The 20,449-nt window shown below is 66.3% G+C and carries 22 protein-coding genes; 14 read left to right on the forward strand and 8 right to left on the reverse strand.

Annotated elements, in window-relative coordinates:
* Nucleotides 1–28: 28 nt before the first annotated feature.
* Entirely contained in the window at nucleotides 29–1,270 is a 1,242-nt protein-coding gene (locus ACT53T_RS05105) for a DUF2325 domain-containing protein (protein WP_476160395.1), read from the reverse strand.
* On the reverse strand, nucleotides 1,267–1,614 hold the full coding sequence (gene hmuQ, locus ACT53T_RS05110; protein WP_476160532.1) for a heme-degrading protein HmuQ: 348 nt from the start codon (nucleotides 1,612–1,614) through the stop codon (nucleotides 1,267–1,269). The genes ACT53T_RS05105 and hmuQ overlap by 4 nt, the downstream gene beginning before the upstream one ends.
* 205 nt (nucleotides 1,615–1,819) lie before the next feature.
* Here hmuQ and ACT53T_RS05115 point away from each other — a divergent pair, with 205 nt between their 5' ends.
* Entirely contained in the window at nucleotides 1,820–2,050 is a 231-nt protein-coding gene (locus ACT53T_RS05115; RefSeq protein ID WP_476160396.1) for a hypothetical protein, read from the forward strand.
* On the opposite strand, the gene ACT53T_RS05120 is transcribed toward ACT53T_RS05115, so the two are convergent.
* Complete coding sequence (locus tag ACT53T_RS05120; protein ID WP_476160397.1) at nucleotides 2,035–3,312, reverse strand: cystathionine gamma-synthase family protein; 1,278 nt, start codon at nucleotides 3,310–3,312, stop codon at nucleotides 2,035–2,037. The genes ACT53T_RS05115 and ACT53T_RS05120 overlap by 16 nt on opposite strands.
* Before the next feature lie 300 nt (nucleotides 3,313–3,612).
* Between ACT53T_RS05120 and ACT53T_RS05125 the strand changes: the two genes are divergently transcribed.
* From ACT53T_RS05125 to ACT53T_RS05135, 3 genes are all read left to right on the forward strand, one after another.
* Entirely contained in the window at nucleotides 3,613–4,617 is a 1,005-nt protein-coding gene (locus ACT53T_RS05125) for an outer membrane protein (protein ID WP_476160398.1), read from the forward strand.
* Nucleotides 4,618–4,742: 125 nt separating this feature from the next.
* On the forward strand, nucleotides 4,743–5,654 hold the full coding sequence (locus ACT53T_RS05130; RefSeq protein WP_476160399.1) for an EamA family transporter: 912 nt from the start codon (nucleotides 4,743–4,745) through the stop codon (nucleotides 5,652–5,654).
* Between the two features lie 43 nt (nucleotides 5,655–5,697).
* Nucleotides 5,698–6,402: an alpha/beta hydrolase gene (locus ACT53T_RS05135; RefSeq protein ID WP_018266167.1), complete on the forward strand. Its 705-nt coding sequence runs from the start codon at nucleotides 5,698–5,700 to the stop codon at nucleotides 6,400–6,402.
* A 7-nt stretch (nucleotides 6,403–6,409) separates the two neighbouring features.
* On the opposite strand, the gene ACT53T_RS05140 is transcribed toward ACT53T_RS05135, so the two are convergent.
* Nucleotides 6,410–7,165 (reverse strand): class I SAM-dependent methyltransferase, encoded by a 756-nt coding sequence (locus tag ACT53T_RS05140; protein WP_018266168.1) that lies wholly within the window; start codon nucleotides 7,163–7,165, stop codon nucleotides 6,410–6,412.
* A gap of 100 nt (nucleotides 7,166–7,265) precedes the next feature.
* On the opposite strand from ACT53T_RS05140, the gene gloB reads away from it, so the two are divergent.
* From gloB to ACT53T_RS05155, 3 genes are all read left to right on the forward strand, one after another.
* Nucleotides 7,266–8,039: a hydroxyacylglutathione hydrolase gene (gene gloB, locus ACT53T_RS05145; protein ID WP_476160400.1), complete on the forward strand. Its 774-nt coding sequence runs from the start codon at nucleotides 7,266–7,268 to the stop codon at nucleotides 8,037–8,039.
* 2 nt (nucleotides 8,040–8,041) lie between these two features.
* Nucleotides 8,042–8,494 (forward strand): cupin domain-containing protein, encoded by a 453-nt coding sequence (locus ACT53T_RS05150; protein ID WP_476160533.1) that lies wholly within the window; start codon nucleotides 8,042–8,044, stop codon nucleotides 8,492–8,494.
* Nucleotides 8,495–8,666: 172 nt separating this feature from the next.
* Entirely contained in the window at nucleotides 8,667–10,463 is a 1,797-nt protein-coding gene (locus ACT53T_RS05155) for a putative bifunctional diguanylate cyclase/phosphodiesterase (protein ID WP_476160401.1), read from the forward strand.
* Nucleotides 10,464–10,506: 43 nt separating this feature from the next.
* Here ACT53T_RS05155 and phaR read toward each other — a convergent pair whose 3' ends face one another.
* Nucleotides 10,507–11,121 (reverse strand): polyhydroxyalkanoate synthesis repressor PhaR, encoded by a 615-nt coding sequence (phaR, locus tag ACT53T_RS05160; protein WP_026191420.1) that lies wholly within the window; start codon nucleotides 11,119–11,121, stop codon nucleotides 10,507–10,509.
* Nucleotides 11,122–11,435: 314 nt separating this feature from the next.
* Between phaR and ACT53T_RS05165 the strand changes: the two genes are divergently transcribed.
* The 4 genes from ACT53T_RS05165 (at nucleotide 11,436) to ACT53T_RS05180 (ending at nucleotide 14,996) form a co-directional block, all read left to right on the forward strand.
* On the forward strand, nucleotides 11,436–11,696 hold the full coding sequence (locus ACT53T_RS05165) for a hypothetical protein (RefSeq protein WP_043332595.1): 261 nt from the start codon (nucleotides 11,436–11,438) through the stop codon (nucleotides 11,694–11,696).
* Between the two features lie 269 nt (nucleotides 11,697–11,965).
* Nucleotides 11,966–13,000 carry a hypothetical protein gene (locus ACT53T_RS05170; protein WP_476160402.1) on the forward strand — a complete coding sequence of 345 codons (1,035 nt, stop codon included), beginning with the start codon at nucleotides 11,966–11,968 and terminating at the stop codon, nucleotides 12,998–13,000.
* A 61-nt stretch (nucleotides 13,001–13,061) separates the two neighbouring features.
* Nucleotides 13,062–14,360, forward strand: a complete 1,299-nt coding sequence (locus tag ACT53T_RS05175) for a KpsE/RkpR family capsule polysaccharide export protein (protein WP_476160403.1) — start codon at nucleotides 13,062–13,064, stop codon at nucleotides 14,358–14,360.
* Between the two features lie 78 nt (nucleotides 14,361–14,438).
* A complete protein-coding gene (locus ACT53T_RS05180) occupies nucleotides 14,439–14,996 on the forward strand; it encodes a gamma-glutamylcyclotransferase (protein ID WP_018266176.1) in 558 nt (185 codons plus the stop codon).
* A 6-nt stretch (nucleotides 14,997–15,002) separates the two neighbouring features.
* Here the strand turns inward: ACT53T_RS05180 and ACT53T_RS05185 are convergent, their stop codons facing one another.
* Together ACT53T_RS05185 and ACT53T_RS05190 are read right to left on the reverse strand one after the other, a co-directional pair.
* A complete protein-coding gene (locus ACT53T_RS05185) occupies nucleotides 15,003–15,347 on the reverse strand; it encodes a hypothetical protein (protein WP_400769039.1) in 345 nt (114 codons plus the stop codon).
* A 147-nt stretch (nucleotides 15,348–15,494) separates the two neighbouring features.
* On the reverse strand, nucleotides 15,495–16,421 hold the full coding sequence (locus tag ACT53T_RS05190; RefSeq protein WP_476160404.1) for a glycine--tRNA ligase subunit alpha: 927 nt from the start codon (nucleotides 16,419–16,421) through the stop codon (nucleotides 15,495–15,497).
* Between the two features lie 149 nt (nucleotides 16,422–16,570).
* Here ACT53T_RS05190 and ACT53T_RS05195 point away from each other — a divergent pair, with 149 nt between their 5' ends.
* From ACT53T_RS05195 to ACT53T_RS05205, 3 genes are all read left to right on the forward strand, one after another.
* Nucleotides 16,571–16,942: a copper resistance CopC family protein gene (locus ACT53T_RS05195; RefSeq protein WP_476160405.1), complete on the forward strand. Its 372-nt coding sequence runs from the start codon at nucleotides 16,571–16,573 to the stop codon at nucleotides 16,940–16,942.
* A 3-nt stretch (nucleotides 16,943–16,945) separates the two neighbouring features.
* Nucleotides 16,946–18,589 (forward strand): copper resistance D family protein, encoded by a 1,644-nt coding sequence (locus ACT53T_RS05200; RefSeq protein ID WP_476160406.1) that lies wholly within the window; start codon nucleotides 16,946–16,948, stop codon nucleotides 18,587–18,589.
* Nucleotides 18,590–18,712: 123 nt separating this feature from the next.
* Nucleotides 18,713–19,288 (forward strand): beta-class carbonic anhydrase, encoded by a 576-nt coding sequence (locus ACT53T_RS05205; protein WP_476160407.1) that lies wholly within the window; start codon nucleotides 18,713–18,715, stop codon nucleotides 19,286–19,288.
* A 62-nt stretch (nucleotides 19,289–19,350) separates the two neighbouring features.
* On the opposite strand, the gene ACT53T_RS05210 is transcribed toward ACT53T_RS05205, so the two are convergent.
* A complete protein-coding gene (locus ACT53T_RS05210) occupies nucleotides 19,351–20,205 on the reverse strand; it encodes a cell envelope integrity EipB family protein (RefSeq protein ID WP_018266182.1) in 855 nt (284 codons plus the stop codon).
* Nucleotides 20,206–20,449 lie beyond the last annotated feature (244 nt).

A 20,449-nucleotide genomic window follows, 5' to 3' on the forward strand; every position in this document is an offset into this window, starting at 1 on the left:
GCGCTGATGGATGCGTCACGCGCCCTCCCTATCGCTGCGCCTCCGCCGCCGGCGCGGCGAGCGTCTCGATCGCTCTCTCGAAAGCCGAAGCGCTCGCGCTGCGCAATGGACAATAGGGAATGCCATGGCTCTCGCACAAGCTCTTCACTGCGCCGACAGCGCGATGGCTGACGCAATCGACGGGAAAGAACACTGCGTCGGCGCGCCGCACCAGCTCGCTCAGCATGGCGCGATTGTCCTCCACGCCGCCGTCATGATGGATGAGCGACCCATTGCGTTGCTCGACGAGACGCTGCAGCCGGCATACCGTGCGCGGCCGGCCGCCGACATAGAGCAGGCAACGGCCGCACAGATCCGTCTCGCTCTCGCGCGGCTCGTCGGCGACGGGCGCCGCCGCAACGGCGATCTCGGAAACGATCGGAGCCGGGGCGCGCGTCTCCTTCGCCTTCATCCGCTCGAGGCGGCGCTCGAGCCGCGCATGATCCTCGCGCAATTCGGCATGCGAGAGACGGAGCGCCGTGAGCTCGCGCAATGTCTCGTCGCCGCGCTCCGCCGCGCGCAAAGCGTCGACCTCGCGGCGCAGGCTCTCGCATTCGCTGGCGAGCGTGCGCGCCTCGCGAAGCTGCGCGCCGAGCCGAACGATCTCGTCGCGCAGCACGGCCAGCTCGTCATTGCGCTCGGCGATGACGCTGGCGAGCCGGCGCGCGATCTCGGCCTTCGCGCGTCGCGCTTCGGCCGCCTCGCGGGCGTCGCCGCGATGCGCGGCGCCGCTCAAATGCGACATCATGTGAATATCGCCGAAAATGCGAGTCTCCACGCCGGGCGTGAGGCGCGGGTGGCCGATCAGCGCCCAATAGGCGCCGGGAACGAAGCCAGCGTCGATCGCGCTCTCCCAATAGGCGAGCAGCGCCTCCTCGCCGTCGAGCGCCTTGGCCTTGCGGATCGCCCCTTCATAGCGCGTGTCGAGATGCTTCTGCACGGCGCGCGAGACGACATTCTCGTCATGCATCTTCTCGACGAAGAGGCCATGCACCTGATAATCATTGTAACGCGCTTCATCGCCGAGAAAGCCGGTGCGCCGCGCGATCTTTCGCAATTCCGCGATCGTCAGGCATGTGCCGACGATCGAGCAATGAGATGCGCCGATGATCTCCCATATGCGGCGGCGCGCGCCCGCCTCCCGCCGCGCAGCGGGCGCGAGCTCGAAGCCCTCGCTCGCCATGGCCGATTTCAGCACGCTCAATGAGACGAGAGGCCGCCGCTCGCTCATGGCGTCGCCTCCACCGCCGCATCGTCACGCGCATTGGTCTGCGCGAGCACGGCGTCGAAACCCTCGAACTCGGGATGGCCGACATAGAGCGGCTTGTTCTTGCCGGCGTCCTTGTGCGAATCGCGGAATTGCTGCGACGTCGTCCAAGCGAGGAAGCTCGCCTTGGTCTCCCACATCGTATGCGAGGCGTAGAGCGTGTGATCCTCGCGCTCCGGCCCGCGCAGCAGATGGAAGGAAATGAAGCCCTCCATCTCCTCGAGGCGCGCGCGGCGCGAGGCCCAAATCTGCTCGAACGCTTTTTCTTCCCCCTTGACCACCTTGAATCGATTCATCGCGATGAACATGCCGAGCTCCGTTTCGTCGGCCGCGCGCGGGCGGCCGGAATTGGAGGCCATCGTCGCCCGGCGCCGCGTCGCGATCAAGCCCCGTCTCGGCCGAGGAGGCTGCAAGACTTCCAAAATCCTACTCTGCAAGCTTTCCAGCCGCAGCTCCACGATATCGCCAGAAACGCCGCCATCATCGGCGCGGCGAAAGCGAAAGGAGAAGGCCATGTGCGATATTGAAAGCGAGCGCGGCAGGATCGACGCGCTGCTCGATGCGGCGGCGCGCGCCGCGCCCGCAGGCGCGCGAAGCGACGAGCGCGCGCTCGCGCGATTTTGTCTCGCCGCGCTCGGCGAGCATTACGCCACCGAATGCCCCGACGAATGCCTGCGGCGACGCTGCGACGATTTCGTGGCGCGAATCATGCGCGGCGATGTGATCGCTCAGGAGAACGCCTGAGCGATATCGGCGACGAGATCGTCTGGATGCTCTATGCCGATCGACATGCGCACCAGCGCCGGCGTGATGCCGATCTCGCGTCGCGCTTCCTCCGCCAATCCAGAATGAACAGTGGTCGCCGGATGGCAAACGAGCGACTCCGTGCCGCCGAGGCTCACCGCCAATTTGAAAATCTGCAGCCTGTTCAAAAAGGCGAAAGCTTCCCTTTCGCCGCCGTCCACATCGAAGGAGAAGGTGGAGCCCGCGGAGCTCGATTGACGCTGCATCAGCGCGCGCGCCGGATGATCCGGCGGCAGCAGCGGCGGATAATGCACGCGCGCGACCTTCGGATGCGCGGAGAGATATTCGGCGACGATGGCCGCATTGCCGGCGGCGGCGCGCATGCGCAGCGACAATGTCTCCAGCGAGCGCGCCAGCATCCAGCAGGAGTGCGGATCGAGCTGCGTGCCTATGGCGTTGCGCATGGCGCGGATCGGCGCGAGCGCCGCATGCGCGCCGATGACGGCGCCGCCGATGAGATCGCTGTGGCCGCCGACATATTTGGTCAGCGAATAGAGCGAGAGATCGGCGCCATGCTCGAGCGGCGATTGGAACACGGGGCCGAGCAATGTGTTGTCGCAGCACAGAATCGGACGCCGTCCCTGACGCGCGCCGATCTCTTGCGCGATGCCCGCCACAATGGCGATGTCGACGAGGCTGTTCATCGGATTGGACGGCGTCTCGACGAAGATCATGGCGACATTGCCCAACGCCATCGCGCGCTCGGCGGCGGCGCGCATGACGCTCTCGTCGAGCCCGTCGGCAAAACCGACGCTTTTTATATCGAATGGCGCGAGCGTGCGGCCGATTAGCACCTCGGTTCCGCCATAGAGCGGACGGCTGTGCAAAATCACGTCGCCCGGCTTCGCATAGGCGAGGATCGTCGTGACGATCGCCGACATGCCGGATGAGAAGACGAGCCCCGCCTCCGCATTCTCATGCACGGCGAGTCGGTCCTCGAGGATCTCGAGATTGGGATGATTGAAGCGCGAATAGACGAGCCCCGGCGCCTCGTTGCGCGCACGCGCGCCGCGGCCGGCGATATGGTCGAAATAATCGCGTCCATCCTCCGCCGTGCGGAAAGCGAATGTCGATGTGAGAAACACCGGAGGCTTCACCGATCCTTCGGAGAGCGCCGGATCATAGCCATAGCCGAGCATCAGCGTCTCTGCGTGGAGACGATGATCGCCGATGCGGATCTTGTGATAGCGTTCGCTGCTCATGATCTCTCTCCTGTCATCGACTCGGCGCGGAAGATCGGTTGCGATTCCGTAAATGAAATCCTGCGCGCGCGCATTCCTCGATCATCTCCACACAAATGAATACGTAGCTATTTTCGCTAAGGTCGCATGTGCGTCACAGTCACAGAAAATCGATGAAATGTCACGTCGTTGCGGCTCACCGTCGTTGACCGAATCTCGGCGTGCGACTTAGCATTTCAATAGCCGCATTACCCACGGCGAGCGGACAGCGACAGCGCGCGGCCCATGCGGTGACAAACTTTGTTGAAAAAGGATTCCTCGATGAAGAAGTTATTCTCAGCCACCGCGATTGCACTGGCTCTATCCGCTGGAGCGGCGCTGGCCGCGGACCTGCCCGCCGTCAAGGCTCCGCTGCCGCCGCCGCTGCCGCCGCCGCCCCTGTGGACCGGATTCTACGTCGGTCTGAACGCCGGCTATTCGTTCGGCGCGAGCAACAACATCGATGTCACGACCGCCCACATCTACGACTCGCTCGGACCGAATGGCTTTCTCGCTCCGATCGTGATCGATCCTCGCGCCGGCGGCGCCGGCCTCGCTTTGAGCGGGACCGCCAACACGCAGCGCAACGGATTCATCGGAGGCGGCCAGGTCGGCTACAATTATCAATTCGGCAACAGCTTCCTGGTCGGTCTCGAAGCCGATTTGCAAGGAGCCGGCATCCGTAGCGACAGCAGCTTCGTCAGCGGCTCGTCGTGGAACGCCTTCAACATCGGACCTGGCATTCTCAGACTGGACCGCTCCGCCGCCGGCGCCACCACGGTGACGACGCGCACGGATTGGCTCGGCACTGTGCGCGGCCGTTTGGGCTACATCTGGGGACCGTCTTTCCTGATCTACGCCACCGGCGGTCTCGCCTATGGCGGAACGCAGGCGGCGACGCATCAGTCCTTCTATTTGAACAACACGCTGTCCCTTCTCCCTCCGCTCCTTTCGGTCAGCGTTCCCTACGGCTCGATCGGCGGTTTCTCGCGCTACGATCAATCGCGCATCGGCTGGACGGTCGGCGGCGGCATCGAGTGGCTGTTCGCTCCGAACCTGAGCTTCAAGGCTGAATATCTCTACTACGATCTCGGCACGGCGCGTTACCTCAACAGCCCGATTGCCGCGACCGGCCCGTCGGTCACGGTCCTCGGCATCACCTCGCCGCTGCTGGCCTCGATCAACCAGGGCGTCACGCGCGTGAAATTCGACGGCCATATCGCGCGCGTCGGCATCAACTATCACTTCATCTCGGCGCCGCCGGTTCCGGTCGTCGCCAGATACTGATCCGATCTTCTGTCTTCGAGATCGCGACAGCCCGGCCTCATGGCCGGGCTTTTCGTTTTTCAGCGTGGATATTTCGGAGCGGTTCGCGCTAGAAGACGAGCGACGTAACGAAAGCTCCGCCGCAAATGATCTCCGCCGCTCCCGCCTGGGCCTGGGCCGCATTCACTCTCACCGCCGCTGGCGGACAGACTTTGCGCAACGCTCTGCAGCGCGATCTCACCGACAAGCTCGGCGCCGCATGCGCAACCTTCGTGCGCTTTCTCTTCGGCTGTCCTTTCGCCTTTCTCATTCTCGCCGGCGCCTGCGCCATCGCCGATGTTCCGCCGCCGGCGCCGCGAGCGCATGCTGTGCTCGTCATCGCAGCGGCTGCCGCGCTGCAGATCGCGGCGACGGCGTTGATGCTCGTCTCGATGCAGGAGCGCTCCTTCGTCATTGTGACGGCGCTGCTGAAGACGGAAGCGGCGCAGATCGTCGTCTTCGGAATGCTGTTTCTCGGCGAGACGGCGACGCCATCGCTCGCGCTCGGCGCGCTCGGCGCGACATTGGGCGTGCTCGCTCTGTCGCTGCCAGATCCAGCGGCGGCGTTGCGCGGCGCGACCTGGCGGCCGATTCTCTACGGACTCGCCTCGGCGGCGCTGTTCGGCGGCTCGACGGTTCTCTATCGCGAGGGCGTGCTGGCGCTCGGCGGCCCCTCCATCATGGTCGCGGCCGCGACCGAGCTGGTTCTCGGGCTCGTCTTGCAAACGGCGCTGATCTTGCTCTATCTGGGCGTCTTCGACCGCGGGGGCCTTTTCGCCATCGTCGCCCAATGGCGAGAATCGCTTTCGGCGGGACTGCTCGGCGCCTTTGCGACGCTGTTCTGGTTCCTGGCTTTCGCTCTCGAGACCGCGCCGCGGGTGCGCACGCTGGCGCTGATCGAGGTCCTGTTCGCGCAAATGGTCACGCGCCGCATGTTCGCGCAGAGGACCGGAGCGCGGGAATGGCTCGGCCTGGCGATGCTGATCGCCGGCGTCGCAGCCGTGTTGAACGGCGGATAGGGCCGATTCGGCCCGCATCCTCTTACGAATTGCGAGATCAGACATGGCGTCCCAGATCGACGGCCCCCGAATTCAGCCCAAGGCCGGCAAGGCCAAGCAGCTCGTCGTCTTCCTCCACGGCTATGGCGCGGACGGCAATGACCTCATCGAGATCGGCCGGCAATGGCGGTCCTTCCTGCCGGACGCCGCCTTCGTCTCCCCCCATGCGCCGGAGCGTTGCGCGCTCTCGCCCAATGGGCGGCAATGGTTTCCGCTGACCATGCGCGATCCTGGCGAGCGCTGGCGCGGCGTGGTTGCGACGCGGCCGCTGCTGGAGAGCTTCCTCGCCGAGGAGCTGGCCAAGAACGAGCTGGACGAGAGCAAGCTCGCTCTGGTCGGCTTCAGCCAGGGGACGATGCTGGCGCTACATGTGGGCCTGCGGCTGCGCCGGGCGCCGGCCGCCATTCTCGGCTATTCGGGCGTGCTGGTGGCGGGCGGCGAGCCGCCGGATATCCCCCCGCAATTCGGAGCCAAGCCGCCGGCGGTGCTGCTCGTCCATGGCGAGGAGGATTCGATGATCCCGGCCGATGCGCTGCTGCTCTCGGCCAATGCGCTGGCCAAGGCGGAGGTTCCGACGCAATGGCATCTGTCCGCCGGGCTCGACCATGGCATAGACAACGCCGGGCTGCTGCATGGCGGCCTGTTTCTGGCCAGGAGCTTCGGCCTGCCGGTCGAGTTCGGCCGTCGCGGCGGCGGCGCCCCGCGCTGAGCCTTTCTCAGAGCGCCGGGGCGTCGCGTCCGGCGCCGGCGCCCACCGGGGCCAGCACCTCGTCCAGCGGCGGCAGAGCGCGGCGCACGGCGCGGCGCAGGCCGGCGGGGCGATAGAGCTGCTTGGTCGCCTCCACGATATGAACCCCGCCGCCGGGCAGCGAGAAGCGCCCGGCGATTCGCTCGAAGGCGGGAGCCGAGCGCAGCAGCGAGGCGCGGGCGAAGGGCGGCACATAGAGCGCCTCGCCCCAGAAGACCGGCAGCAGCAGCGTCTCCTGCAAAAGGCTCTGCAGCTGGCCGCGCGAATAGGGATGGCCATGGCCGAAGGGCGTCGTGTCCACCCGCGCCCACAGGCCCGAGCGGCTGGGCACGACGACGATCACCCGGCCGCCCGGCGCGAGAATGCGCCAAATCTCTTCCAATATGTCGCGCGGCGATTCGCCGACCTCGAGCGCATGGACGACGAGAACGCGGTCGATGCTGGCGTCCGGCAGCGGCATCATCGTCGTCTCGACCAGCGCCGAGGCCGAGCGTCCGCCATTGGGCCAATGGACGACGCCCTGGGCGGCCGGCATGAAGGCGAGCACGCGCTGCGCCCGCTCCTGAAAATCGACGAGATAGGGCGTGGCGTAGCCGACGCCGAGCACGCGCAGCCCGGAGTGATCCTCCCAGCGGGTCCGCGCCATGCGCCCGAGGAGGCGCAACGCCACCTGTCCGAGCGGCGAGGCGTAAAAATTCCGCAAGTCGACGACGTCGAGCGACATATCTGCTATTTCGCATTTATCCAAGGCGCGACGCAAGCGCGAGAAACGGTCGCGGCCGCGTCGCCCCGCCGATCCTATGCGTTTCGACAGGAGCAGCGCAATGAGCGTCGAGGTCGTTCAATTCATTTGCCTCGCCGATAATTTCGGCCTGCTGCTGCGGGACGAGCCGACGGGCGCCGTCGCCTCCATCGATGCGCCCGACGCGCGCGCCATAGCGGCGGAATTGTCGCGGCGCGGCTGGACGCTCACCGACATTCTCATCACCCATCACCACGCCGACCATATTCAGGGCGTCGCGGGGCTGAAGGCGCTGTTTCCAAAGGCGCGCGCCGTCGGCCCGCGCAAGGATCGCGCCCGCATCCCCGGCCTCGATCTCGAGGTCGGCGAGGGAGATTTGGTGACGGTCGGCGCGGCGACGGCGCGGGTGATAGAGGCGCCGGGCCATACGACCGGACATATTCTCTATCATTTCGAGGCGGAGGAGATTCTCTTCGTCGGCGACGTGCTGTTCTCCTTGGGCTGCGGCCGCGTCTTCGAGACGCCGATGGACGTCATGCACGCCTCGCTGGAGAAGATCGCCGAATTGCCGCCGGAGACGCGCGTCTATTGCGGCCATGAATATACGCAGGCCAATGCGCGATTCGCGCGCAGCGTCGATCCCGACAATCTCCTGCTCGCCGAGCGCGCCCGCGAGGTCGACGCGCTGCGCGCCGCCGGCGAGCCCACGCTGCCGACGACCATCGCTCTCGAGCTCGCCACAAATCCCTTCCTGCGCGCCGAGGACCCGGATCTGCGGCGCGCGATCGGCATGGAGACAGCCGATTCGGTCCAGGTCTTCACGCAGATCCGCGAAAGGAAGAATGTCTTCCGATGACGATGGACACGAGCCTTTCGGCCGCCGACGTCGCGCGGCTGCTCTCTCTCGCGCCGCACCCCGAAGGCGGCTTCTATCGCGAGACCTTTCGCGATTCCCGTGCGGTCGCGGACGGCCGCGCCGCCTCCACGGCGATCTATTATCTGCTCGGCGCAGGCGAGGTCTCCGCCTGGCATCGCGTCGACGCCGCCGAGATCTGGCATTATTACGCCGGCGCGCCGCTCGCCCTCGACATTTCCGCGAATGGCGCGACGAGCGCGCGGCAAATTCTCGGCGCGCGCGTGAGCGAGGGCGAGCAGCCGCAGATCGTCGTGCCGGCGGATCATTGGCAGAGCGCGCGCAGCCTCGGCGCCTGGACGCTGGTCGGCTGCACGGTCGCGCCGGGCTTCGAGTTCTCCCGCTTCGAGCTGGCCTCCGCGGATTTTTCTCCACTGCGCGAAGACAGCGCGGAATAGGCCGAATCGCCCCGATTTCGGACCATGAATGATCGAAAACGGGCGATACGGGCGCGCGGGCCTTCGCCGCCCGTCGCACGCCCGCGGCGCGGCGGCGGAGCGCTAAACGACCCGTTTACTTTTGGCCCCCAATACTTCGCCGCATCCGTATTCGTTCGATCAGGCCCAACCGATGCAATTGCGCCATCTCGCCGATAAGGCGGTTTCCACGGGATTGCAGGAGCCGGTCTCCTCCCCGACAGCAGCGCCGATTCCGACGACGGAGCCGGGCCAGCCAGCGGGGCCGGATGCGCTCGACATTTTCGCCTCGATCGGCATGCTCGCCTATGAGTGGGACATTGTGACCGATCGGCTCGGCTGGGGCGACAATCTCGCCGAGGTGCTGCCGGGCTTCGCCGATGTCGATCTCTCGAGCGGACGCGCCTATGGCGAGCGGCTCGGCGCGCAGAGCGCGACCTCGCGCTTCGACGCCATCGTCACCGCCACCGGCAGCGACGACGGCAATGGCGTGCTCTTCAACGCCATCTATGCGCTGGCGCCGCCGCGCGAAACCGGCGGCGGCCCGCTGGTGTGGATCGAGGATTGCGGCAAATGGTTCGCCGGCCGCGACGGCCGCCCGTGCCGCGCCCATGGCGTCGTGCGCGTCATCACCGAGCGCCACGAGATGGAGCGCCGGATGACCCGCAGCGCGCAATTCGACGCGCTCACCGGCGCGATGAGCCGCGCGCTTCTGGCGGAACATTCGCTGCGCCTGCTCGGACAGCCCGAGAAGACGCGCAAGCCTTTCGCCGTTCTGCTCGTCGCGCTGGAGAATCTCTTCGCGCTCAATCGCACCTATGGCTATGACGCCGGCGACGAGATCATCGTCGGCCTCGCCTCGCGGCTGCGAAGCAATGTGCGCGTCAATGATCTCGTCGCGCGCTACGCCGGCAATAAATTCGCCGTGCTGCTGGAGAATTGCGACGTCGAGCAGGCCAAATCGACGGGCCAGCGGCTCATCGAGGTGATCGCCCAAACGCCTTTCACGACCGAGATCGGCTCCATCTCCGTGTCGGCGCGCATCGGCGCCGTCGTCGCGCCGCGCGACGGAAGATCGCCGGCCGTGCTGTTCCAGCACGCCGAGGAGGCGCTGGATGCGGCGCGTCAGCGCAATGCGCAGAGGCTCGTCTGCTACGCCACCTCGCTGGCCCGCGACAATGGGCGGCTGCATGCGCTGCAGATTTCCGACAGCGTCGTTTCCGCCCTCAACGAGCGCCGCGTCGAGCTGGCCTTTCAGCCCATCGTGCAAGCGCAGACCGGCCAAACGGCCTTTTACGAGGCGCTTTTGCGCGTGCGGCTCGCCGACGGCTCCATCGTCGTGCCCGGCGACATTCTGCCCATCGCCGAGAAGTCGGGCCTGGTGCGCCTTCTGGATCAGCGCGTTCTGGAGCTGGCGCTCGCGCAGCTACGCGCCGATCCGTCGCTGCGCATCTCGGTCAACGCCTCCGTCGCCACGCTGCATGATCCCGAATGGCCGGAGTGGCTCGCCAACGCCACGCGCGTCTATGCGGGCGTCGCCGATCGCCTCACCATAGAGATCACCGAGACGACGCTGATCGACGATTTCGACAAGACGCGGCAGCTCATCACCGACTGCAAGCGCCAGGGCATAAAATTCGCCATGGATGATTTCGGCGCCGGACACACATCTTTCCGCAATCTGCGCCTGCTCGACTTTGACTTCGTCAAGATCGACGGCGTCTTCGTCCAGAACATCATCAAATCGCAGGATGATCGCTTCTTCGTGCGCACGCTCACCGATCTCGCGCGGCATCTCGGCTTGAAGATCGTCGCGGAATGGGTGGAGGACGAGGAGACGGCCCAGCTGCTGCAAGGCTGGGGCGTCGATTACTTCCAGGGCTCGCTATACGGCTCGGCGGTGATGGTCGCGGCGCCGGGCGAGTCGCAGCCTCTCTCCCGGCTCGCCTGAGCCGCGCGCCTCTCGCGGCGCGCGTCGACGAGAGACGGCGCGCTCAGCCGCCCTTTGTCGACAATTGATCGATGCGCTTGTTCAGCTCGTCGAGCTGGCGCTTCATCTCGTCGAGATCGGAGCGCGGCGGCTCGGCGGCTGTGGCCGCAGCCTCCGCAGGGGCGGCGGGCGGCTCGGTCGGCAGGCCGAAGGGATTGAACATGGTCAGCGCATGGCGGAACACCGCCATATTCTTGCGCGCTTGCTCCTCGAGCGACTGAAAAGCCTGCCGCGTCGGCTCGCCGAAAGGCGCGCCTTCCAGCGCCTGCGACACCTGATCGCGGAACTTCTGCTGATCGCGCGTCAGCCGGTCGATGCTGAACTCGAGATAGCTCGGCACCAGCATCTGCATCGAATCGCCATAGAAGCGGATGAGCTGGCGAAGAAAGGCGATCGGCAGCAGACTCTGGCCGTCCTTGCCCTCCTGCTCGAAGATGATCTGCGTCAGCACGGGACGGGTGATGTCCTCCCCCGTCTTGGCGTCGCAGACGACGAAATCCTCGCCGCGCTTGACCATGGCCGCGAGATCCTCGAGCGTGACATAAGTGCTCGTGCCCGTGTCATAGAGACGCCGATTGGCGTATTTCTTGATCGTCGTCGGCTTTTTTTCAGTGGCCATGTTCCGCCCGCCGCCTCCGTCATCCTGGCGCGCCGCCACGCTCTTCTCGGCTCCGGCGGGCTGAGCGCCGGCTCCCTTCTCATATTTCGGCGTGCGTAGCAAAATTTCCTCGCTTCTCGTCCGGCGACGCGCTGAGCGATCGCAGCTTCTTTCCGAACGATAGCCGCAACCGCACGCATCCCGCAATGAATTCGTCGCGAAAAGGTTTTTTCCTCCCGCAAAGGTCGAATTCGGGGCGCGGTAGCCTCTCGATAAGAGCCGCGGCCTCGGCTATATTGCGAGAGATCATTCGACGAAGCCCATTGGAGGACGACATGCCGATCACCAAGCTGCTGCTCGCGGCGGCCGCGGCGCTCCTCGTCGGGGCCTGCAACACCACGAGCCTGGCCGAGCAGCGCGCCGCCGATGAAATCCGCTGCCGAGACTATGGCTTCAGGCCGGGGAGCGACGGTTTCTCGAAATGCCTGATGCAGGTGGACCTCGACCGCTCGGCCGACCGGCGCGCCGCCCGCTACGACTATCCCTATTATGGCTATGGGCCGCGCGGCGGCTATTGGGGCCGGGGCTGGTGGTGATGGCGGAAATCTGACGAAAACAGGGTGCTTTCACGATTTTTCGCCGCAGCGCGGCATGCGGTTTCCCGCAGCGCAGCAATCGGCTATGAGGAAGGCGCCGCTGCAGCGTCCCGCCGAGAGCCCGAGCGCTTGAGACGGGCTCGCCCATATGCGAAACAGCGCGCCGAGACGGCGCGCGCGGCGGCCGATTCGCCGATCGGCGCCCCGCCAGCGACGGGCGCCGTCGGACGCCAGCGGGAGCGAGACAGGCCGGAAACGGAATTGGGCTCATGTTGTTCAACATAGAAGCCGACCGTAGCGACCAGATCGTCGGCTATGTCGTTCCAGACGATTACACGGCCTCGCCGACGCTTCGCATAATGCAGAACGGCATTCAAATCGCGGAGCTGACCTGCCGCGAGGGGCGGCCGTCGCTGGTGGCGGCGGGCCGCCACGCCACCGGCCTCTGCGGCTTCACGGTCGACAGCTCTATCGTTCCCGACCTCGCCTCGAATCAGGGCCTCGAGATTCGCGAGGCCGAATCCGGCATATTGATCTACCGCCGTCGCAATGGCGCGGAAGTGACCCAGCGCCGCGTCTTTCGGCTGGAGACGCATCTCTTTCCGCTGTGGCGGCTGGACGAGAAGGTCGAGCATAGATTTCAGTTCTTCCACAAGGGCGTGGAGCGGCATGGGCGCGAGACTGCGATGCAGGTCTTCATGCTGGAGAACGTCAGCTCGCTCTATGTCAGCGGCCGCCTGACCTTCGCCAGCTATTCCGGCCAGCTGCAAGACAAGTTCAATTCCATCATATTGATGCACGATCCCTATCTCGAGCTCGCCGAGCGGCTGCTGACGCTCAAGCATGTCTCGCGCTTCGGCGAGGAGCTGCTGGGGCCGCGCGACATGCTCACCTATCAGCGGGCGATCGAGTTCGCGCAGCAGATCGAGCCTGACGGCTCCGGCCTGCGGCGCGCTTTCGATTCGATGCCGCGAGACGTCATCGGCGCGCTCGCCAATCCGCTGACGCGGCAGCTCGCCTCCGACGCGCTGGACGAGCCGCCGCCCAAGAACGCCGTCGCCAAGGCGCTCGCCGCTCTCGCCAGCTTTTCCGTGGTCGGGCTGCGCGAGAGTCAGGACCGTTTTCTCGAGGAGGTGGAGGCCCTGCTCGACATAGAGCCCGGCGTTCTGCCGACGCTGCCGCATTTCGCGGCGGTGGGCGAGCTGGCGCGGGAGCTGCGCCGGCTGCCGGAGGTCGATCTGCTGCTGGAGCAGGACCTCGAAGTCTACCAAACCGCCAAAGCGGCGATCGAGGAGGCCTTTTGACGAAGATTTCTGACGCCGCAAAGCTCGCGCCGCAGCGGGCGCGCATCGCCGGCGGCCGCCGATGATCGAGACCAAGCCCCCGCTCGACGACGAGCGTCTGCGCTCGCGCACGCCCAGGCTGGAGCCGAAGCCCGCGCGGGCGCTGGTCCCGGCCGGATGGCTGCGGCCGCTGGCCCATGCGCCGGAGGCCGCGCGCCAGATCGTCGTCCAGGTCGAGCGGATCGCGACGGAGGCCAATCGCGCGCTCGAGAGCCGCACGCGCATTCCGCCGCTGTGGCTGAGCTTCATCGCCTTGGTGCTGGTTCCGTCCTTCGCGGCCAGCGTCTATTTCGCCTTTTTCGCCGCCGATCAATTCGCGGTCGAGACGCGCTTCGCGGTGCGCGCGATCGAGCTGGAGGCCGTCGCGACGCCCAAGGGCGAGTCGGCGGCCTTCACCTTCACGCCGTCCGGGCAGAACGCCTATATCGTCACCAGCTACATCCGCAGCCGCGCGATCGTCAGCGATGTGTTGGCCAAGCTCGACCTGCGCGCCATCTACCGCCGGCCGGAGGCCGATTTCTGGGCGCGGCTGCGCCGCAACGCGACGATGGAGCAGCTGACCGACTATTGGCAATCCATGGTCGAGACCACGGTGGACGCCAACTCCAGCCTCGTGACCGTCAATGTCCGCGCCTTCCGCAAGGAGGACGCCTATGCGCTCGCCAACGCCATCGTCGCGGCGAGCGAGGCGCTGGTCAATCGCATCTCCGAGCGCGCGCGCCGCGACGCCACGGCGATGGCGGAGAGAGACGTGCGCCGCTCCTTCGAGGCGGTGCAGGCGACGCTGTCCGATCTGCACAAGTTCCGCGATGAATTCGGCGTCATCGACCCCAGCCTGACCGGCACCGAGATCGGCAAGCTGCTGGCGCCGCTGGTCGCGCAGAAGATCCGGCTGGAGAGCGAGCTTTTCGTCGCCGCGCATGAATTGTCGCCGGAGGCGCCGACGGTGCGCGTGCTGCGCGAGCAGCTCGACTCCGCAGAAAAGCAGATCAAGGAGCTGAAGGGCAAGCTCACCTCCAATGACGGGGCGCGCTCCTCCGGCTCCACCGTCTCGGGTATTCTGGCGAAATTCGAGGAGCTCGAGGTTCGCAAGGCGCTCGCCGAGCGCTTCTACGCCCTCTCCAAGGCCGATCTCGACCGCGCGCAATTGCGCGCCAATCGGCAGAGCATCTATCTGACCGTCTTCGTTCCGCCGGCGACGCCGGAGATTTCCCGCTATCCGCACCGCCTGACTTACCCCTTGCTGATCTTCCTCGCCTTCGCCATCGTGTGGAGCATCGCCGTGCTGCTGCTGGCGACGATCGAGGATCACCGGCTGTGAGCGGCGCAGGCCCGGCGAGACGCTCCTGCGAGCGGCCGAATCGAGGGATTTGAAGCGCGAAAGGAGGGCTTGCGACCGATGGCGACGATGGACGGCGATTTCTGGGTCTTCGGCTATGGTTCCTTGATGTGGCGGCCGGGCTTCGAATTTCTCGAGAGCGCCCTCGCCTGGGTGCATGGCTATCACCGATCGCTCTGCGTCTTCTCCCATGTCCATCGCGGCACGCGGGAGCGCCCCGGCCTCGTGCTCGGCCTCGACTATGGCGGCTCCTGCCTCGGCGTCGCCTTTCGCGTCGCCGGAGCGGCGCGCGAGGAGACGATCGCCTATCTGCGCGCCCGCGAGCTCGTGACCTCAGTCTATGTCGAGCGCAATGTGGGTCTGCGCTTCGCGGAGGGCGGCTCCGCCCGCGCGCTCGCCTTCATCGTCGATCGCGCGCATGAGCAATATGCCGGGCGCTTGTCGATCGACGAGATGACGCGGCTCGTGGAGGGCGGCGTCGGCGCCTCGGGCGACAATCCGTCCTATGTCCGCAACACGCATGAGCATCTCCAGCAACTCGACATTCACGATCCGGCCCTCGCCGAGATCGTGCGCCGGCTCTCGGCGCCGACGGCCTCCCTCGCCGAAAGCGCCTGAGAAAGCTCAGTTCAGCAAGGCTTTGGCGAGGTGGCGCGCGACCTCGACCGGCAGAGCGCAAAAGCGCACATGCCATTCGTTCACGCCGAGAGCGACGGCCGCCGCGCGCGCGAGACGGCCGCTCGGCGCATCGAATTCCTCGGTCGAGAGCACGCAGACCGGCCGGCGTTCCGCGCCCTCGCGCGCCACGCCGATGACGACGGCGCGGGCGAAGCCCGCCACCAGCGCTTCCTCCTCCGCCGAAAATATCGTGCAGACATAGCGCTCGCCGCGGCCGGCGCGCCAGGAATAGAAGCGCTCGCGCAGGGGCGTCGCATGCAGCGCCGCCAGCCCGCCTCCGCGAATGACCACGGACGCTTCCGCCGCCGGCCTTCCGTCCCGGCCCTGGACTCGATCGACCACGAACATCACGCCCCTCGCGAAAAGCCTCGAAGAAAGACGAGAACAAATTTAGAACATAAAAGGAACTTTTGTCAAACGCTTCGTGGTTCTGAACGATCAGGCGGCCGCCGAGCCGCCCTCCGTGCGCAGCCAGGCGGCGCCGCAGGCGCGCGCCAATTCGCGCACGCGCAGAATATAGCTCTGCCGCTCGGTGACGGAGATCACGCCGCGCGCATCCAGCAGATTGAAGGCGTGGCTGGCCTTTATGCATTGATCATAGGCGGGCAGCGCCATCAGATGGCGTTCGCCCTCGCCCTTGTCGCCGAAGGCGAGCAGCTTGCGGCATTCGGCCTCGGCGGCGCGGAAGTCGGAGAACAGCTTCTCCGTGTCCGCAGCCTCGAAATTATGCCGTGAATATTCCTGCTCGGCCTGCAGGAACACATCGGCGTAAGTGACCTTGTCCTCGTCGCCGCCGTTGAAATTCAGCTCCATGATCGAATCGACGCCCTGCAGATAGCAGGCGAGCCGCTCGAGCCCATAGGTCAGCTCGCCGGCGACGGGCGCGCAATCGAAGCCCGCCACCTGCTGAAAATAGGTGAATTGCGAGATTTCCATGCCGTCGCACCAGCACTCCCAGCCCAATCCCCAGGCGCCGAGAGTCGGGCTCTCCCAATCATCCTCGACGAAGCGGATGTCGTGCCGCTTGGCGTCGACGCCGATCGCCACCAGCGAGGCGAGATAGAGCGACTGCAAATCCGGCGGCGAGGGCTTCAGAATCACCTGATATTGATAGAAGTGCTGGAGCCGATTGGGATTCTCGCCATAGCGCCCGTCCTTGGGGCGCCGGCTCGGCTGCACATAGGCCGCCTTCCAGGGCTTGGGGCCGAGCGCCCGCAGAGTGGTGGCGGGGTGAAACGTGCCCGCGCCCATCTCCATATCGTAGGGCTGCAAAATGACGCAGCCCTGCGCCGCCCAGAAATTCTGCAGGGTCAGAATGAGGCCCTGGAACGAGCGGGTGGGAGAAAGTCTGTCTGGCGCGGTCATTTGCATCGATCCTCATGCTGCGGCCGGCAGGCTAGTCGCGGCGCGCGCGCCGGTCAACGCGGCGAGGCGCCCGCAAAAAAGCCGCGCGCCATCCGAGCGCCCGCGCTATTGTCCAGCCGCCGGCGATGACAAAGGAGCGCAGGGCTGGGATGAGGGGACGTGATTTCGTCTTGGCGATCGGCGGGGCGGCGGCGGCGATTTGGATCGAAGGAGCGAGGCCTGCGCAGGCGCACGCCGTCCTGTCGGAATCGACGCCACAGGAGGCGCAGATCGTCCTCGGACCCGATCTCGATGTGGAGCTGAGATTCAACTGCCGGATCGACGCGCGCCGCTCGCGGCTGCTGCTGATCTCGCCGGACATGCATGGAATTGTGCTTCCGCTGCTGGAAGGCGCCGCCGCCGATGAGCTGCGCGCCGGGCTGCACGATCTTCGGCACGGCGCCTATCGGCTGCATTGGCAGGTGCTGAGCGTCGACGGACACATCACCCGCGGCGACATCTCCTTTCGCGTCGGCCGCTGAGCCATGCAGCAATTCATCGAAATCTACGGCTTTCTCAGCGTCATTCTGCGCGGCTCCATCTCGGGGGCGCTGTCGCTCGCCGTCGGCGGCGTCGCCTTTCTGCTGCTCGTCGCCGAACCGCTGGCGCCGCGGCTCGGCGGGGCGGCGGAGCCCATCGCCGCGCGCGCCGGACGAATCGTCTTCTGGAGCGCGATCGCCCTCGCCTGCCTCGTCGCTCTCGACGCCGCGGCGCTCGCGACCATGCTCGTCGGCGCTTTGGAGCTCTCCTTCGCCGATGCGCTCACCGCCGACGCCGTGAAGGCCGATGCGCTGGCGGCGGCGCCGGCCCTCGCGCTCGCCTTCGCGATTCGCGGCGGCGCGGCGCGGCCCCTGCCCCTCGCCGCCTTTGCGGCGGCTTTGATCTGCGCCCGGCTCGGCGCCACGCACGCCGTCAGCCGGCTGGACAATCCGCCGGGCCTCGTCGCCGCGGAGCTCGCGCATCTGACCGGCGTCGCTCTGTGGATCGGCGGCATTCCCTATTTTCTCATGGCGCTCGCCCGCGCCCCGGACGGCGAGGCGCAGCGCGCCATCGGCCTGCGCTTCTCGCATCTCTCCATGATCGCCGTGGCGATGATCGCCGCCGGCGGCGTCGCCATGTCGATCGTCTATATCGGCGCGGTCGAGAATTTCTACGGCGCCGCCTATGGCGTCATGGTGGGCGCCAAGACCGTCCTTTTCGCCGGCCTGCTGTCGCTCGGCGCGCTCAATTTCCTCGCCGTCCGCCGCGCGCCGGCCGATCGGGCCGCCTTCGCGCGGCTGCGCCGTTTCGCGGAGGTGGAGATCGGCGTCGGCTGGACGGTCGTCTTCGCCGCCGCCTCGCTCTCCTCGCTGCCGCCGGCCGTCGATCTCGCGCGCGAACGGGTGAGCTTCGCCGAGATCGTCGAGCGGCTGACGCCGCAATGGCCGCCGCGGCTCGAGAGCCCGGATCATTCCACCCTCTCCGTCTCGCTGCCGCAGGTCCAGACCGCGCGCGCCGAGGAAGCGACCGCGACCGAGACGAATGACGCGGCCGCCGTCATCGCCGCGCAGCGCAACGCGGAGGACATCGCCTGGTCCGAATATAACCACCACATCGCCGGGCTCTTCGTCGCCGCCATGGGCCTGCTGGCGCTGCTCGAGCATTGGCGTCGCCTCGCCCCGCTCGCGCGCCATTGGCCGATGCTGATGCTCGGCCTCGCCGGCTTTCTGTTTCTGCGCGCCGACGAGGCGGTCTGGCCGCTCGGCCAGCTCGGCCTCATAGAGAGCCTGCGCGATCCAGAGATCGCGCAGCATCGCATCTTCCTCGCGCTCATCATCGGCTTCGGTATTTTCGAATGGCGCGTGCGGACGCGGCGCGTGAGGGCGCAATGGGCGCCGCTCGCCTTCCCCTTCATCACCGGCGTCGGCGGCGCGCTGCTGCTCGCCCATTCGCATGGGCTGTCCAACATAAGGGAAGAGTTTCTGATCGAGGTCACACATACGCCGCTGGCGCTGGTCGGCCTGCTCGCCGCCTCGGCCCGCTGGCTGGAGATACGCCTCGAGGGCCGCGGCGCGCGCATCGCCGGAATCGTCTGGCCCATCGCCTTCACTCTGGCCGGGCTGATGCTGCTCGCCTATCGGGAGGCGTGATTCTGCTTATGCAGCTCATTCATGCGCCCATGAAAATTCTGCATTTCCCGCTCCGAAAGCCCGCGCCCTAGAAATCCCGGCGGCGAATAGCCGAATGGCGAAAAGCCGAACGGGAGAAATAAAATGACGATTCTCGCGGAAGTCTTGTCGGCGAACGACAAATATGTCGCGGATTTCGGAGACAAGGCGAAGCTCGCTCTGCCGCCGGCGCGGCGTTTCGCCATACTGACCTGCATGGACGCGCGCCTCGACCCGGCCAAATACGCCGGCCTTTCCGAAGGCGACGCGCATGTGATCCGCAACGCCGGCGGACGCGCCTCCGATGACGCCATTCGCTCGCTGATCATCTCGCACAAGCTGCTGGGCACGCTCGAATGGTTCGTGATCCACCATTCCGACTGCGGCATGGAGCTGTTCTGCGACGAGGTGATGGCGGATCTTCTCGACGACAGCCTGGCGACCGCGGCCTTCGACGGAACGAAATGGTCCAACCCCCAGCATGGCGGCGGCTGCACGGCCGGCCATTTCGTGAAATGGCTCACCATCGAGTCGCAGGAGGAGAGCGTCTATCAGGATGTGAAGCGCATCCGGGAGAATCCCCTGACGCCGAAGAATATTCCGATCTACGGCTTCATCTATGATGTGAAGAGCGGCAGGCTGATCGAGGTCCCCAAGGCGACCGAGGCCGGCCGCGCCTGATGAGGCAAAAAAGCCCGACGCGACGCGCCGGGCTTTCTTTTTCGAGAGATCGGCCCGAAGCCTCACATCTTGCAGTTGGCCGCGCTCGGCAGAATGGAGAGCTCGGTCATCTCGCCGGTCAGCGCGAAATCGCCATAGTCGAGCTTCAGCGCGCGGGAGACGCCATTCTCATAGAGGTCGAAGGACAGCACATAGACCGGCTGCTCGTCGCGCTTGCCCGGCTCGAAATAGGAGATCGACACCGGCCAACGCTTGAGCCCTTCGAGCTCCTTGATCTGCGCGGCTTTTTCGGTGACGACGCTGCTGGTCGGCCGGCCGATGACGCTCATCGTGTCGAAGACCTTCTCGCCGTCGCCGGAGCCGTCGAAAACCTTGGCCTCGAGAATACGCTCCTCGGAGAGGGCCGCGGCGAGGATATGGCGCAGATGCTCGGTGGGAAACAGCGCGCCGCCGTCCAGCGAGAGCTGGGACTGCTTGGGCCGGGCGAGATCGACCGAGAGCGCGGCGCCGGTCTTCTTCTTGGCCTTGCCGTCTATGTCCTCGGCCTGGACATTGTCCAGCTTGGTCTCGATGCGGAAACGGAAATCCTTGCCGTCGCCGGCCTCGAAAGTGGCGGAGCGCATGTCGGAGAGGCGCGGCGGGCCTTCGGCGGGCTGCAGCTCGGTGATCTGGCGGAAATTCTGCACCCAGCCCTCGCAGGAGGAGCCGGTGAAATCGAAGGCGATGCGGCCGCGCGCCGAGGTCGGCGCCTTGCTGCCCGAGGCCTGCGCCAGCGTCAGATCATAGACGGCGCGATGCGGCGTCAGCTGCGGATGGCCGGTGACGGCCGCCACAGTGGCCGCGGTCTCGGCATGGGCGGCGAGCGCGAGGAAGGAGGCGCAGGCGAGCGTCGCGCCGATGAGATATTTTTGAGCCATATGGGGTCTTTCTCCCTCTGTCGCGCTCTTGGTTGGTTTCGGGTCCGGCGTCTCCCGGCGCTTCGCGTCGACGACGACAGGGGCCGGAGGGCTCTATTTTCGCTCCGGCGGGTCGTCGCGGCGCGGCGCCCGCGCTGACGTCCACTCTATCTCGGACGAGCGAGATGTCGAGGCGAAGTCTCGCTCGACGCATTGCCTCCCGACCTTGGCCAAATTACGGTCGACGGCAAAGCTGCAAATTTCT

This window comes from Methylosinus sp. DMC45, assembly GCF_056313885.1.

Excerpts from the sequence above, each read along its gene's own strand:
- ACT53T_RS05190 (WP_476160404.1), bottom strand. The coding sequence starts at position 16,421 with ATGACCGCGCCAGACAGACTTTCTCCCACCCGCTCGTTCCAGGGCCTC.
- ACT53T_RS05125 (WP_476160398.1), top strand. The coding sequence starts at position 3,613 with ATGAAGAAGTTATTCTCAGCCACCGCGATTGCACTGGCTCTATCCGCT.
- ACT53T_RS05120 (WP_476160397.1), bottom strand. The coding sequence starts at position 3,312 with ATGAGCAGCGAACGCTATCACAAGATCCGCATCGGCGATCATCGTCTC.
- ACT53T_RS05135 (WP_018266167.1), top strand. The coding sequence starts at position 5,698 with ATGGCGTCCCAGATCGACGGCCCCCGAATTCAGCCCAAGGCCGGCAAG.
- ACT53T_RS05175 (WP_476160403.1), top strand. The coding sequence starts at position 13,062 with ATGATCGAGACCAAGCCCCCGCTCGACGACGAGCGTCTGCGCTCGCGC.
- ACT53T_RS05200 (WP_476160406.1), top strand. The coding sequence starts at position 16,946 with ATGCAGCAATTCATCGAAATCTACGGCTTTCTCAGCGTCATTCTGCGC.
- ACT53T_RS05115 (WP_476160396.1), top strand. The coding sequence starts at position 1,820 with ATGTGCGATATTGAAAGCGAGCGCGGCAGGATCGACGCGCTGCTCGAT.
- ACT53T_RS05130 (WP_476160399.1), top strand. The coding sequence starts at position 4,743 with ATGATCTCCGCCGCTCCCGCCTGGGCCTGGGCCGCATTCACTCTCACC.
- hmuQ (WP_476160532.1), bottom strand. The coding sequence starts at position 1,614 with ATGTTCATCGCGATGAATCGATTCAAGGTGGTCAAGGGGGAAGAAAAA.
- ACT53T_RS05180 (WP_018266176.1), top strand. The coding sequence starts at position 14,439 with ATGGCGACGATGGACGGCGATTTCTGGGTCTTCGGCTATGGTTCCTTG.
- ACT53T_RS05140 (WP_018266168.1), bottom strand. The coding sequence starts at position 7,165 with ATGTCGCTCGACGTCGTCGACTTGCGGAATTTTTACGCCTCGCCGCTC.
- ACT53T_RS05105 (WP_476160395.1), bottom strand. The coding sequence starts at position 1,270 with ATGAGCGAGCGGCGGCCTCTCGTCTCATTGAGCGTGCTGAAATCGGCC.
- ACT53T_RS05195 (WP_476160405.1), top strand. The coding sequence starts at position 16,571 with ATGAGGGGACGTGATTTCGTCTTGGCGATCGGCGGGGCGGCGGCGGCG.
- ACT53T_RS05165 (WP_043332595.1), top strand. The coding sequence starts at position 11,436 with ATGCCGATCACCAAGCTGCTGCTCGCGGCGGCCGCGGCGCTCCTCGTC.
- phaR (WP_026191420.1), bottom strand. The coding sequence starts at position 11,121 with ATGGCCACTGAAAAAAAGCCGACGACGATCAAGAAATACGCCAATCGG.
- ACT53T_RS05155 (WP_476160401.1), top strand. The coding sequence starts at position 8,667 with ATGCAATTGCGCCATCTCGCCGATAAGGCGGTTTCCACGGGATTGCAG.
- ACT53T_RS05170 (WP_476160402.1), top strand. The coding sequence starts at position 11,966 with ATGTTGTTCAACATAGAAGCCGACCGTAGCGACCAGATCGTCGGCTAT.
- gloB (WP_476160400.1), top strand. The coding sequence starts at position 7,266 with ATGAGCGTCGAGGTCGTTCAATTCATTTGCCTCGCCGATAATTTCGGC.
- ACT53T_RS05150 (WP_476160533.1), top strand. The coding sequence starts at position 8,042 with ATGGACACGAGCCTTTCGGCCGCCGACGTCGCGCGGCTGCTCTCTCTC.
- ACT53T_RS05205 (WP_476160407.1), top strand. The coding sequence starts at position 18,713 with ATGACGATTCTCGCGGAAGTCTTGTCGGCGAACGACAAATATGTCGCG.
- ACT53T_RS05210 (WP_018266182.1), bottom strand. The coding sequence starts at position 20,205 with ATGGCTCAAAAATATCTCATCGGCGCGACGCTCGCCTGCGCCTCCTTC.